Source organism: Streptomyces sp. WP-1, assembly GCF_030450125.1.
In the GTDB taxonomy this organism is placed as follows: Bacteria; Actinomycetota; Actinomycetes; order Streptomycetales; family Streptomycetaceae; genus Streptomyces; species Streptomyces incarnatus.
In genome coordinates this window covers 974,391-987,738 of the sequence record NZ_CP123923.1, presented here as the reverse complement: position 1 = coordinate 987,738, position 13,348 = coordinate 974,391, and the positions used below count along the sequence as shown (strand labels likewise).

General features: G+C 72.6%; 10 protein-coding genes and 1 pseudogene. 6 read left to right on the top strand and 5 right to left on the bottom strand.

Features of this window, described 5'->3' with window-relative positions; genetic code table 11:
* Positions 1–77 precede the first annotated feature (77 nt).
* On the bottom strand, positions 78–812 hold the full coding sequence (locus QHG49_RS04025) for an LLM class flavin-dependent oxidoreductase (RefSeq protein WP_301487244.1): 735 nt from the start codon (positions 810–812) through the stop codon (positions 78–80).
* A 395-nt stretch (positions 813–1,207) separates the two neighbouring features.
* Here QHG49_RS04025 and QHG49_RS04020 point away from each other — a divergent pair, with 395 nt between their 5' ends.
* The 4 genes from QHG49_RS04020 to htpG all read left to right on the top strand — a co-directional run bounded on the left by QHG49_RS04020 (position 1,208) and on the right by htpG (position 4,346).
* On the top strand, positions 1,208–1,645 hold the full coding sequence (locus QHG49_RS04020) for a CrcB family protein (RefSeq protein WP_301492690.1): 438 nt from the start codon (positions 1,208–1,210) through the stop codon (positions 1,643–1,645).
* Complete coding sequence (locus QHG49_RS04015; RefSeq protein WP_159707053.1) at positions 1,642–1,992, top strand: DUF190 domain-containing protein; 351 nt, start codon at positions 1,642–1,644, stop codon at positions 1,990–1,992. Before QHG49_RS04020 ends, QHG49_RS04015 begins: the two co-directional genes overlap by 4 nt.
* Positions 1,989–2,363 (top strand): fluoride efflux transporter CrcB, encoded by a 375-nt coding sequence (gene crcB, locus QHG49_RS04010; RefSeq protein WP_145484296.1) that lies wholly within the window; start codon positions 1,989–1,991, stop codon positions 2,361–2,363. Before QHG49_RS04015 ends, crcB begins: the two co-directional genes overlap by 4 nt.
* Positions 2,364–2,444: 81 nt before the next feature.
* Complete coding sequence (gene htpG, locus QHG49_RS04005; RefSeq protein ID WP_159707055.1) at positions 2,445–4,346, top strand: molecular chaperone HtpG; 1,902 nt, start codon at positions 2,445–2,447, stop codon at positions 4,344–4,346.
* Between the two features lie 80 nt (positions 4,347–4,426).
* Here htpG and QHG49_RS04000 read toward each other — a convergent pair.
* A pseudogene (locus QHG49_RS04000) lies at positions 4,427–4,888 on the bottom strand (NUDIX hydrolase); the annotation flags it as partial.
* 103 nt (positions 4,889–4,991) lie between these two features.
* Positions 4,992–5,459: a DUF6027 family protein gene (locus QHG49_RS03995; protein ID WP_301487243.1), complete on the bottom strand. Its 468-nt coding sequence runs from the start codon at positions 5,457–5,459 to the stop codon at positions 4,992–4,994.
* 74 nt (positions 5,460–5,533) lie between these two features.
* On the opposite strand from QHG49_RS03995, the gene QHG49_RS03990 reads away from it, so the two are divergent.
* On the top strand, positions 5,534–6,400 hold the full coding sequence (locus tag QHG49_RS03990; RefSeq protein WP_301487242.1) for a sugar nucleotide-binding protein: 867 nt from the start codon (positions 5,534–5,536) through the stop codon (positions 6,398–6,400).
* Here the strand turns inward: QHG49_RS03990 and QHG49_RS03985 are convergent.
* The gene (locus QHG49_RS03985; RefSeq protein WP_301487241.1) at positions 6,345–7,598 is read right to left on the bottom strand and encodes an FAD-dependent monooxygenase; all 1,254 of its coding nucleotides are present in this window, start codon (positions 7,596–7,598) and stop codon (positions 6,345–6,347) included. The two genes, QHG49_RS03990 and QHG49_RS03985, sit on opposite strands and share 56 nt — an antisense overlap.
* A 177-nt stretch (positions 7,599–7,775) precedes the next feature.
* On the opposite strand from QHG49_RS03985, the gene QHG49_RS03980 reads away from it, so the two are divergent.
* Positions 7,776–8,732 carry a TetR/AcrR family transcriptional regulator C-terminal domain-containing protein gene (locus QHG49_RS03980; RefSeq protein ID WP_301487240.1) on the top strand — a complete coding sequence of 319 codons (957 nt, stop codon included), beginning with the start codon at positions 7,776–7,778 and terminating at the stop codon, positions 8,730–8,732.
* Between the two features lie 47 nt (positions 8,733–8,779).
* Here QHG49_RS03980 and QHG49_RS03975 read toward each other — a convergent pair whose 3' ends face one another.
* Complete coding sequence (locus QHG49_RS03975) at positions 8,780–13,264, bottom strand: AAA family ATPase (RefSeq protein WP_301487239.1); 4,485 nt, start codon at positions 13,262–13,264, stop codon at positions 8,780–8,782.
* Positions 13,265–13,348 lie beyond the last annotated feature (84 nt).

The window sequence follows — 13,348 nt, the reverse complement described above, 5'->3', positions numbered from 1 at the left end:
AACCAATTGCAAACTTTCGCAATTCGGCTATTCGCTTCGCCGGGGATTATGTGCATATGTCGATGTCGTCGAGGGTGTCAGAGCGTCGGCGGTCCCGCCTCCACCCGCCGCGGCACCGGCTCCAGCCGGTCCGGATCGGGGCCCTCGGGGAGCTGCCGCTCGTCCCACCAGGTGGCGCCCGCGTCCCGCAGCGGTCCGAGTACGTCCCGGGCCCCGGCGGGGTCGGCCGGGGTGGGGCCGCCGAGGACGATCTCGAAGGGGTGACCGCCCTCGGCCGTACGGTGCTCACGCACGTAGGCGACCAGCTCGCACACCTCGGCCGGACCGGGGGCCTGCCCATGGCGGGCGGTCTCGAACAGAGGCGCGGAGCCGTCCCGGCGCGCCGCCCGGCGCATGGGCGCGCGGCGCATGGGCGCGCGGCGCGGCCAGAACCCGCCGATCCAGACGGGCGGGTGGGGCCGCTGGACGGTGGCGGGCAGCAGGGTCACGTCCCGGGCCGTGTGGTGGGGGCCCTGATGGTCCACCGGCTCGCCGGACCAGAAGCGGGTCAGCAGCTCCAGGCCCTCGTCCAGCCGCCCGGCCGGCTCGCGCGGCGCGGCGGTGTCGCCGAAGCTCCCGCACTCGTCCCCGACCGGCCCGCCCAGACCCGCCCCGGAGATCACCCGGCCGCCGCTCACCTGGTCCGACGTGGGGACCTGCCGGGCCAGTTGCTGCGGACGGTGCCGGGGCACCGGCGTCAGCAGCGTGCCCCGGCGGATACGGGAGGTCGCCAGGGCCGCCGCCGTCAGCGGCATCCAGGGGTCGCCGAACATGATGAGCAGCGCACCGGCCTCCGGCAATCACCGTGGTCCGGGGCGTCGTTCTTCTCCAGGCGGCCGTCCGGGTGCGGAGGCGCGCCGAGGGCGGGGCGAGCCCCAGGACGCCGTCGCCGTCGGCGGAACCCGGGGCGGCTCGCCGCCACGGGCGGCCGTCTCGGATGCCGGGCCCGTCATCAGGCGGTACCCGCTTCGCGCTATCCTGGTCGGGCGGCGCGACCTCGGTCCCCGCACGGTGGTGGGTCCCGCCGTACCCAACCGCGGCAATGTCGCCGCCAATGGTCCCTCCTTATGACGAAGCGCGCCCCGGCATGCCCGGTGCCCTGTGCGAGGAGGCCCATGTGGCAGAGCGGACCGCCCTGAACGCATCCACCGAACGCGGTGAACGCGGCATCGAGCGGCGCGCCCCGGCCCGCCGGGGCCTGCCCTGGCGCACCCAGGGCCCGGTCCTCGCCGCCATCGCCGTCGGCGGCGCCCTCGGAGCCTGCGCCCGCTACGCCACCGCGCTGCTGTGGCCGACCGCGACCGGCGCCTTCCCGTGGACCACGTTCTGGGTGAACGTCGGCGGCTGCGCCGTCATCGGCGCCTTCATGGTCGTCATCACCGACATCGGCGCCGGGCACCGCCTGGTCAGACCCTTCTTCGGCACCGGCGTGCTCGGCGGGTTCACCACCTTCTCCACCTACACCGTGGACATCGAGCGCCTGACCGACACGGGCCGGGCCGCCACCGGCCTGCTCGACCTCGTCGCGACCGCCCTCGGCGCCCTCGCGGCCGTCTGGACCACCGCGCACCTCACCCGGCGCGTCATCGAGTGGAGAGCATCATGACAACGACCGTTCCCGGCGCCCGGCTCACGGTCCTCATCGGCGAGGACGACATGTGGCACCACAAACCCCTCTTCGCCGAGATCGTGCACCGCGCGCACCGGGCCGGGCTGGCCGGCGCCAGCGTGTTCCGGGGCGTGGAGGGATTCGGGGCGACCTCCCTGATCCACACCAGCCGGCTGCTGTCCCTCAGCGAGGACCTGCCGGTGGCCGTGGTCATCGTCGACACCGAGCAACGCGTCCGGGCCTTCCTGCCCCAGCTCGACGAGCTGGTCACCGAGGGCCTCGTGACCGTCGACCCCTGCGAGATCGTGTGCCCGGGCGGGCATGACGAGAAGGAGAGTTCGTGAACTGGCTGCTGGTCATCGCCGGAGCCGTCGTCGGCGCACCCCTGCGCTACCTGACCGACCGTACCGTGCAGTCCAGACACGACACCGTCTTCCCCTGGGGCACCTTCACCGTCAATGTCGTCGGCAGCCTGGTCCTCGGCCTGATCACCGGGGCGGTCGTCGCGGGCGGGGTGTCCTCGGACTTCCAGCTGCTGATCGGCACCGGGCTGTGCGGGGCGCTGACCACGTACTCCACCTTCTCCTACGAGACGCTGCGGCTCGCCGAGGACGGGGCGCGCTTCTTCGCCGCCGCCAACGTCGTCGCGAGCATCGTCGCCGGACTCGGTGCCGCCTTCATGGGCGCCGCCCTCGCCCAGTCCCTCTGGGCCTGATGTGGCCCCCCGCTCCGACATGGTGTTTTACAGTGGCTGACGCCCAGTTCGGACGACAGGACCTGTGAGGTATCCGCGAACATGTCGACGCAGACGTTTGAGTTTCAGGTGGAGGCCCGTCAGCTGCTCCAGCTGATGATCCACTCCGTGTACTCGAACAAGGACGTCTTTCTGCGCGAGCTCGTCTCCAACGCCTCCGACGCGCTGGACAAGCTGCGCCTGGAGAAGCTGCGGGACGACGCGCTCGACGTCGAGGTGTCCGACCTGCACATCGAGTTGGACATCGACAGCGACGCCCGCACGCTCACCGTGCGGGACAACGGCATCGGTATGTCGTACGACGAGGTCGGCCAGCTCATCGGCACCATCGCCAACTCCGGCACCGCCGAGTTCCTGCGCGAGCTGCGCGAGTCCAAGGACGCGGCCGGTGAGGAGGGGCTCATCGGCCAGTTCGGCGTGGGCTTCTACTCCGGCTTCATGGTGGCCGACGAGGTGACCCTGGTGACCCGGCGGGCCGGTGAGAGCCAGGGCACCCGCTGGACCTCGCGCGGCGAGGGGACGTACACCCTGACCACCGTCGAGGACGCGCCGCAGGGCACCTCGGTCACCCTGCACCTCAAGCCGGCCGACCCGGAGAACCAGCTCCACGACTACGCCTCCCCCTGGAAGATCAGGGAGATCGTCAAGCGGTACTCGGACTTCATCACCTGGCCGATCAGGATGGTGACCGAGGCCCCGGCCGACGGCGAGGAGCCGGCGCCCGAGACCCTCAACTCCATGAAGGCGCTGTGGGCGCGGCCCCGCGACCAGGTGTCCGAGGACGAGTACCACGAGCTGTACAAGCACATCGGCCACGACTGGCGCGACCCGCTGGAGACCATCCGGCTCCAGGCGGAGGGCACCTTCGAGTACCAGGCGCTGCTCTTCCTGCCCGCGCACGCTCCCCACGACCTGTTCACCCGGGACTTCCGGCGGGGCGTACAGCTCTACGTCAAGCGCGTGTTCATCATGGACGACTGCGAGGCGCTGCTCCCGCCGTACCTCCGCTTCGTCAAGGGCGTCGTCGACGCGGCCGACCTCACGCTCAACGTCTCCCGCGAGATCCTCCAGCAGGACCGCCACATCGAGATGATGCGGCGCCGGCTGACCAAGAAGGTCCTCTCCACCGTCAAGGACCTGATGGGCGAGGAGTCGGACCGCTACGCCACGTTCTGGCGGGAGTTCGGCACCGTCCTCAAGGAGGGCCTGGTCACCGACGCGGAGAACCGCGAGGCCCTCCTCGCCGTGTCCTCGTTCGCGAGCACGCGCCACGAGAGCGAGCCGACCACGCTGAAGCAGTACGTGGAGCGGATGAAGGACGGCCAGGACGACATCTACTACCTGACCGGCGAGTCCCGCCAGGCCATCGAGAACTCCCCGCACATGGAGGCGTTCCGCGACCGGGGCATCGAGGTGCTGCTGCTCACCGACGCCGTGGACGAGGTGTGGGTGGACGCGGTCGGCGAGTACGAGGGCAAGAAGCTGCGCTCCGTCGCCAAGGGCGAGTTCGACCTCGACGCGAAGAGCGAGGACGAGGGCGCCGACGACGAGCGGGAGAAGCGGAACGAGGCGTACGCCGGTCTGCTGGAGTGGATGGGCAAGCGGCTGGAGGACGACATCAAGGAGGTGCGGCTGTCCTCCCGGCTCACCGTCTCCCCGGCCTGCGTCGTCTCCGACGCGCACGAGCTCACCCCGGCCCTGGAGAACATGTACCGCGCCATGGGCCAGGAGGTCCCCCGGGCCAAGCGCATCCTCGAACTCAACCCCGGCCACGCCCTGGTCAAGGGCCTCAACGAGGCGTACGGCGAGCACGGCGACGGCACCGAACTCGCCGAGACCGCCGAGCTGTTGTACGGCCTCGCGGTCCTGGCGGAGGGCGGCCAGCCGAAGGAGCCCGCCCGCTTCGTGAAGCTGATGGCGGAGCGGATGGAGAAGGCGCTGTAGGGACGTACGGGGGAGAGAGGGCGACCGCCGCGCCTGTCCATGCTCGGCGCTCGCCCTCGCCTCCTCGCCTTGCGAGGCCCCTAGGCGTACGGGGTGAAGTGCGCCGGGGTGTGCGTGATGGGGAGTTCGGGGCGCCACGCGGTGAGGATCTGCGCGCTGCACACGAACAGGCCGTCGGGCAGCCCGTCCAGGGGGTACCAGGCCCAGTCGCCGACCCGCTCGTCCGGCTGGGTGGCCGGTTCGCCCCGCCACGCGGTGACGAGGGCGCCGACGGTGACGCGTACGACGTCCTCGACATGGTCGACCAGCGTGCCCAGGAGCCTGACGTCCCCGGTGCGTACGATCAGCCCGGTCTCCTCGGCGAGTTCGCGTACGGCGGTCTCCTCCAGGGACTCCCCGGGCTCCACGGTGCCGCCCGGGAGTTCGAGGGTGCCGCGCCGGTGCCGGCCGAGGAGGATGCCCTGCTCGCCCAGGACGATCGCGCCGACGCCGAGCGCGGCGTGGGGGACGGGCGGCTTGGCGGAGCGTTCGCGGCTGGTGAGGGTGTCGACGTCCGGTGCGGGCACGGGGAACTCCTGATCGAGCGGGGGTACTACGGGCGCGCGGCCCGTCGGAACCGGGGGCCGCCACCATGGTTCTAGCAGTTCACCGGGGCGTCGTGTCGTCCGGACCGTCCTCGAACCGGGCCGGATAGACGCGCGGTTCGTCCAGTGGCGGTCTGAGCCAGGCGATCATCCGCCGCAGCCGGTGGTACGCCCGCAGCCGCTCGCTGTCGCTGTCCGCCGCTCCGCCTCGGCGACCGGCTCCCACAGCCGGTGCACCATCACCGGCCCCACCTCCAGCAGCCCCCACTGCCGCCGGTCGCCCAGCGCGCCGGCACATGGCGGGCGAGGGCGCCGACCGGGGGATGTCCAGGTTCTCGGCCATGCCCCGCAGGGTGGCGAGCGGATCGAGCCGGCCGTAACGGACGACGTCCGACTTGAAGTTGGCGTGCGGGTCGTCGTCCGGCCAGTCGGCGTCCCAGCGGTGCAGCCGGATCACCGGCTCCTCCTGCGGACCCGGTTCGTCGTGCTCGTCGTGTTCGTCGTGCTCCCCGTGCGGCCTGGTGGTCATCCGCCTCGGCCTCCCTCTCGGCGTCGCTCTCGGTCTCGCTCGCGGACTTCGGGCAAGGCATACCCTGGCGCACCATGACCCTCCTCATCATCGGCGGCAGCGGCTTCCTCGGCGGGGAACTGGTCCGGCGGGCGGTGGCGGCCGGACACGCCGTCACCGCGACGTACGGCACCCGCCCGGGCTCTCTCGCGGGGGCCGACCGGCTGCCGCTGGACATCCGGCGCCCGGAACAACTCGCCTCCGCCATGGACCGGTTGCGGCCGACCACCGTGATCAACACCGCCTCCCGGGCGGCCGACTGGGCGACGACGGCCGAGGGCGCCGTCCGGGTCGCGGTGGCCGCGCGACGCCTGGACGCGCGGCTGGTCCATGTGTCGAGCGACGCCGTGTTCTCCGGCGGCCGGGTGCACTACGACGAATCCGCGCTCCCGGATCCGGTCACGCCCTACGGCGCCGCGAAGGCCGCCGCCGAGACCGCGATCCGTGTGCTGGTCCCGGCGGCCGTCGTCGTACGCACCTCGCTGATCATCGGCGACGGCGGCTCGCCCCATGAGCGGCTCGTGCGCGAGCTGGCCGCCGGCCGCCGTGACGGGGCGCTGTTCACCGATGACGTCCGCTGCCCCGTCCATGTCGCGGACCTCGCCCGCGCGTTGCTGGAACTCGCCTTCTCGGAGCACTCCGGCGTCCGCCATGTCGCCGGGCCCGACGCCCTCAGCCGATACGAACTCGGGCTGCTGATCGCCCGCCGGGACGGACTGGACCCCGCCACCGTGCCCGCCGGCCGCCGGGCGGACTCGGGCGTCCCCGGAGCCCTGGACGTCCGCCTGGACAGCCGTCGTACCAGAAGCGCCCTGCGTACCCAGGTGCGCGGAGCCCGCGCATTCCTCACCGCCACCCCCGGATCAGACCCCGAACTCCTGGAGCCGCCCCGGGAGTTGTGAACCCCCTCCCGTAGTCGGGCAGTTCGATGTTCCCGGCCTTGGCGAATTGCGCCGCGAGCACGTTCCGCATCGGCCAGTGGGTCATCCGCCGCATGGAGAGGTCCCGCAGCCGGATGCCGAGGCGGCCCGAGGGCGCGTATCCGGCGGCGCCGCCCGGTGGAAGCTGCTGTGCCTGGCCGACGTACGGGCGCATGACCTCGTCGTAACGGCGCAGCGCGGACCGGTGGTCGCCGCCGGCCGTGGCCAGCTCACCGGCCAGTACGTACGCGCCGACCAGGGCGAGACTGGTGCCGAGGCCGGTCAGCGGGGTCGCGCAGTACCCGGCGTCGCCCAGCAGCGCGACCCGGCCCCGCGACCAGCCGTCCAGGCGGACCTGGCCCATGGAGTCGAGGAAGAAGTCCGGGGCGGTGCGCATCGCCCGCAGCAGCCGCGGGGCCTGCCAGCCGACGCGGGCGAAACGCCGGGCCAGCAGCTCGTGTTGGGCGGCGATGTCCCGGCGGTCGTGGGCGAGGGGCGCCGAGCGGAAGCTGAGGCCCGCCTTGATCTCACCGGGCAGCCGCCCTGGCCGGGCGGAGGCGACCAGACCGGGCGGCGCGTTGTGCATCATGTACCAGCCGTCGAGGTCCAGGTCGTCGGTGGCGGTGAACCAGGCGGTGTAGAGGCCGAGCGGGCGGACGAACTCCCGCTCCGGTCCGAAGGCCAGCGCGCGCACCACGGAGTGCGGTCCGTCCGCGCCGACGACCATCCCGAACCGGCGCGGCGCGGCCCGCTCGAAGGTGACCGTGACCCCGTCCGCGTCCTGCTCCAGCGCGGTGACCGTGTCGTCGAACAGGTACTCCGTGCCGGGCAGGCTCGCCTCGTACAGCAGCCGGGCGAGGTCGCCCCGGAGGATCTCGATCTCGGAGACGATCCCCTCGCCGCCGAAGCTGTCGGCCGGCAGGGCGGCGGTGATGCGCCCCGAGGCGTCGACGAGGGCCAGTCCGCGCTGGTCCACGCTCTCCGCCCGCGCCCGGTCCATCAGGCCCATCCGCTCGATCACGGTACGGCCGGCGCCGCGCAGATCCACGGTCTGCCCGCCCGGCCGGGGCGCCGCCGCCCGCTCCACGACCGTGACCGTGAAGCCCCCCTCGCGTAGCCAGTACGCCAGCGCGGGCCCCGCGATGCCGGCGCCGCAGATGAGTATCTCGTTGTCGGTCATGCCGCGAATGTACGCCGTACGCAAGGTAGTGCGCAAGCGCGAAAATGCCTGCTGGATGGGGAATCTGTAGTGCTCCGCACTAGTGCACGTGGGTGCCGGAAGGAGTCGTACCGGCGAATCCCCCGGTGTCGCGGGCTTACGATGGCTCCCTTCAGTGCACTAGTGCGGAGGATGTCGATGAGCGGTCAGGCGGTGTCGCGCTCCGGGCAGATCGTCGGCGAGTTGCGGCGGCGGATCGAGACGGGCGAACTGGCGCCGGGGGAGCGAGTGCCCTCCACCCGGGAGATCACCCGTCAGTGGGGGGTTGCCATGGCGACGGCCACCAAGGTGCTGACCGAACTGCGCCGCGAGGGTCTGGTCCACGCGGTACCCGGCGTCGGCACGGTCGTGACACCCCCGGCCCGCCCGGCGCGGCCCCCTCGCCCCGCCACCGCCACCCGCCAGGGCGGCCGACCCTCCGAGGCGCCCCCTTCCCCGTCGGCGCTCACCCTCGACCGGATCGTCACGGCCGCGGTCGCGGTCGCCGACGCGGAGGGGCTGGCGGCGGTCTCGATGCGCCGGGTGGCCGCCGAACTCGGCGTGGCCACCATGTCGTTGTACCGGCACGTCACCGACAAGGACGACCTGCTGACGCGGATGATGGACACGGTCATCGCCCGGCACCCGCTGCCCGCCGACCCGCCGCGGGACTGGCGCGCGGCGATCGAGCTGGCGGCCCGGCGGCTGTGGGACCAGTTCCGCCGCCACCCGTGGCTCGCGCCGGCCCTGTCGGTGACCCGCCCCCAGATGGTGACCTCGGCGCTGCCGTACAGCGAGTGGATGCTCTCCGTCCTGCACTCCCGCGGCCTGGACCTGCACACCGCCTTCACCGCGCACCTGATGCTGCTCAACTACGCCCGCGGCATCGCCGTGAACCTGGAGTCGGAACGGGAGGCCGAGGCGTACAGCGGCCTCGACAGCGAACAGTGGATGGACACCCGGGCACCCGAACTCCTCGACATCCTGTCCACCGGCCGCTTCCCCACCCTCTCCCGCCTCGCCGCGGCGGGCTACGACCTCGACCTGGACGCACTCTTCGAGTTCGGGCTGCAACGGCTGCTGGACGGGATGGCGGCGATGGTCGACCAGGACTGATCACGGTCGCGCCGCGCCGTGAGGGGCCGGTACGGCGCGGCCCTCAGTCAGAGCAGCCGCTCGTCCACCAGGAGCGTTGCCAGCCCCGCCGGGCCGAGGACGTGCAGCGCGGGGCCCGGCGCACCGGTGCCGACGGCCAGTGCGTGGACCGGGGCGCCGGTGAGGAGGGTGTGGCGGAGTTCGCCGGTCAGCGGGTCCCAGAGGCGGACACCGCTCGGGCTCGCGGTGGCGATCAGGGCCCGGCCGTCCGGCAGGGGCAGCGCGGCCAGAGCCAGGGTGTCGGAAACTCTCCAGCGGGCGAGGAGGGAGCCGTCGACCGTGTCCCAGACGAAGATCTCGGCCGATGTGGTCGCGACCAGCAATACCCTGCGGTGGCAGCGGAGAGCGCACGCGTGCCGGAACAGCGACCGGCGATGGGCGGGCTGGCTGAGCGTGGTGACGACGCGACCGGAGAACAGGTCCACGAGATCGATGCCGGCCATGCCCACCACGGCGATCAGGGTGGTGCCCGAGTCCCGCGCGGGAAGGGACACGAGGAACCGCGGCTGCTCGGTGGCCGGCCTGGGCAGGGCGGTGGTCTCGGCGCCGCCGGCCACATCCCACACCACGGAGCTGAGGTCCCCTCGGCCCTCCAGCCGGACGAGCATCGGCACGCCGGCCGCCGTCGTGACGACGCAGGACCGTCCGGCGGCCGGGCCGGTCGCCTGCGCGGGATGCACCTCCGTGCCGGACACCAGGTCCCAGACCGACCACTGGCCGCGGTCCTCGACCACGATGTACGCGCTGCCGGGAGGCGACGGGACCGGCTCGACCACCCTGACGCGCCCGGTGTCCACCTGCTTCACCAGCCGCCCCGTCAGGGCGTCGTAGACTTCCAGTCCGACGACGGTGCCGACCACGAGGACATCGCCGGCTCCGTCGAGACCCGGGCATCGCGTCCTGCACAGCGGCCACGCCTCCCCGCGCCTGGGCGGCCCGAGGGGCGCTCGGTACAGCGTCTGCATCAGGTCGCCCCCGTTCAGCGCCGTCCGGAGGCCGAGTTGCCACAGCCTGATCCCCTGGGGACCGGCGGAGACGACGCGCCGGCCGTTCGGGTCGTCCAGGACGGCGAGGGCATCGATGGACGGGAGGTCGCCGTCGAAGGAGTTCTCCCGGCCGCTGCTGATGTCCCGCACGACGATGCGGTTGACCCGGGTGTAAGCCACCGCCCTGCCACCGGGCAGCGTCAGCCGGGGACGACCCGGAAGCGCGGGGTACGGAGCGGGTTCACCCCGGAAGGGGTCCCAGAGCAGCCATCGGAGAGGTGCCCCCCTCTGTATGACGATGAGAAGGTCGTCCTTCTCGGGTCTGGGAACGGCTACGGACACGTGCGCCCGGTCGCCCCCGAACGGCGGATGCGGGGTCAGGCCCGAGAACGGGTCCCAGAGGCGGATGCCCTCCGGCGTGGGGAAAGCCACGAGCGCGTGTCCGCTCGCCCGACGCACCACGGCCGACGTGGAGTGCCTGAACACGGCGCCCGTCCCGGGAAAACCCTCGGCCTCGACGATATGGCCCTCGTCGACGCCGTGAGCGTTCGGCCGCCACACGAAGGCGCTCCGCGCCGTGATGACGAACAGCTTCCAGCGCGCGGCGCCGTCCTCCAGGACGTGCACGTCGCTGACGGCCGGCAGGGAGAGGGCGGTGATGGGCTGGCCAGAGCCGGGGTCGTGCAGGGTGACGCCCCTGCGGTGCCAGGTGACGAGGAACGTCCGGCCCCCGGTCGCCTGGATGGTGCACAGGCCACGGACGGGGGACTGGTTGTCACCGAGCTCGGACACCAGGCGGCCGGTCGCGGCGTCCCAGATCCGCACGGCCCCGGCCTCCGACAACACCGCGATCAGTGCCCGCCCGTCCAGCGTGGGCAGGACGTGCAGGCTTCTCGTCTCCCCTCTCGTCGGCGCGAGAACGTTCACGCGCGCCGACCACCGGCCCCAGGCCAGGGTGGCCGGCAGCCCTGCCGGCGCCTCCCACGGCTCGCCACGTACGCCCCGCTGGAAGGCGATGCTGCCCAGGCGCGAAGCCGCGTCCACCGTCTCGTCGAGGTAGGGCTCGACCACCGCCGCCGCCGTGAGCATCCGGCGCCGCGGGTCCTCCGCCGGAAGCGGCAGCCCGAGGCGGGACCTCAGCGTGCCGGAGGTTTCCTGGGCCAGCAGGTCCAGCGGTACGTCGGCATCGTTCAGCATCTCCCCGGTGGCCGCGTGGTGGAGGAAATGCCTGCGGATGTACGGGTGTAGGTGCCGTGCCGGGGACCGCCGGACCAGGCCGGCCAGCTCGGCGGCGATCGAGGCGTGGGCCGCGGTGAGCAGCTCCGCCCGGGTCGGCACATGCCGTGAAGGACCGGGCAGGACCGACGGCTGCGGCAGCAGCAGCTCATGGTTCGCGAGCAGGAGGTCGCTCAGCCGCTGGTGGACCGGACGGTAGACCGTTCGGGCGTCCTCCTCGGCGATGGCCAGGTAGCCGGTGAGACGGCTGTGGCGGAGGGTCCGCAGGGCGTGGCCGACGGCTTCGGTGCCGTGACCGCGACCGTCTCCGTGTGCGTCGACGGGCCCGGCCAGGGCGGCCGTGACGGCCGGCCAGACATCCGCCCAGGGAAGACCGGCGCCGGGCGCGAACGCCGTCGCGCGCAGGGCGGCGACCAGAAGGGTGTCCGGGACGCCGGTGTGCAGAGAAACGGCCGTGACATCCTCACGGAGCAGCCCGGTGGTCCCGTCGGCGAGACGTTCCAGCCACCCGTCCTCGGCCATGTCCTGGCGGGTCTCGGCCCGTCTCAGCTGGTCGGCGGCGATCCGGGCGTCCAGGAAGGACGGCGCGACCGCGTCCGCGATGATCGTGGCGGCTTCGGCGGCTGCCTCCGGCGCACCGCGGTAGGGGCTGTCGGCCGGTGCCAGCAGCAGGGTTGCGGCGTAGGCCGCGATGTCGCCGGCGCAGTCGGGACCGTCACTGCGCAGCACCTCCGGCGGCAGACCCTCGTCCTCCAGCGCCTCGGTCAGCCGCAGCAGCATGTGATCCGCGCGCTCGTCGAGCAGGGACCCGCCCGACGCGTAGGCCACGTCGGGGGAACTGCGGACACCGAGGAGGAGACGGACCAGACGGGCCCCGTCCGGACTCCGGAGGCGGGCGAGCGGCAGGATGACGTCGTTGAGGACGGCGAGGGGGTCACTTGCCTCGTCCAGCGCGTCGATGACCACGGTGACCGGATTCCCGGCGGCGTCGCCGCGGTCCCGCACCTGCCGCAGCAGGGCCGGCAGCGGCAGCTCCGCGACCGGCCCGGGCGACGGATCCCCGCTTCCGGGGCCGAGGTTGGTGACGAGATCCTGGACGACCGCCCCCGCGGACTTGTTGCGGGCCAGCACCGCGACGTCCACCGCTCCGAGAGCCGGCCGCAGCCGTTCGGGAATCTCCGCCACCATGGCCGTGTACGACGGATCCGCGGCGAACCCGGGGTCGGAGAGGGTCACCAGACGGGCCAGGAGGGCGGACTTGCCGGAACCGGCCGCGCCCGTGACGACGAGGACACCCTTGCCCGTGCGCAGGAAACCGGCCAGCCGGCCCATCAGCTCGGCCCGGCCGCTGAAGTACCAGCCCGGGTCGTCGGCGGCCGCCCGCCCCGAAGCACGCTCCAGCCAGAACTCGTCCAGGGCACTGGGGTTCGTGCCGATGTCCGCGGACCGCGTCAGGGCCAGTTGGCGCAGTGCCGGACGGGCTGTGCCGACGGGTGCCCGGTACCGGGGATTGGGCAGACAGGCACTGGGGACCCGCCTGCGCGAATGCGGAACGATCCACTCGGCACGGACCAAATCCTTCTCGACGCCCCGGTTGTCCCATCCGACCTCGTCCAGGAGCTGCTCCCACTCCTGGAAGGAGAGATACGGGGCGGTGTACCCGGCCGTCTCGTCGCGCATGCGCTCGCACGCCAGCGCCACGCGCTCGGTGAACGAACCGACCAGCGGCTGCTCCTCGTGATTGCCGGCGGTGACCACGGCCGCTCCGTCGAACCCGTGGCGCTCCGTGGAGAGCGCTTCGAGCAGGCTGGTCAGCTCCGTGCGCAGGGTGCCGGAGAAGCAGGAGTCGACGAGGACAAGCACGTGCTCGGACCAGCTGTCGAGCACCGCGGTGATGAGTTCGCTCGTCGGGAAGGCCGTGGCGAACAGGCGATTCGGATCCGTCTCGGCGAGCGTCAGGAAGTGGCGGGGCGCGACCCGGCGCATGCCGTGGCCGGTGATGTAGACGACGACGGCTTCCCGGTACTTGGCCGCGGCCAGATTCTCCGTGCGCAGAAAGTCACGCAATTCGCCGACCGTACGCACCGACGGTGCCCGGGTCACCTCGAAGCGGCGGGCGTCCTCGATGTCCGGGTCCGCCAGCCATCCCGTGATCCGCGCGACCTGGGCGTCGATGGCCTCGTCGAACCCCGGGGGACTGTCCTTGTAACCGTCCAACGCGACCACGATCAGTCGCCGCCGGACGATCCCCGCCAGCTCATGCGCGTCCACAGCTCTCCCCTGCTCCGTGCGCGAGGTGCGGCGCACGGCCGGGTCAGCCTATCCGGAGCGGACGGCGTGTCGCCCGCGTCTACG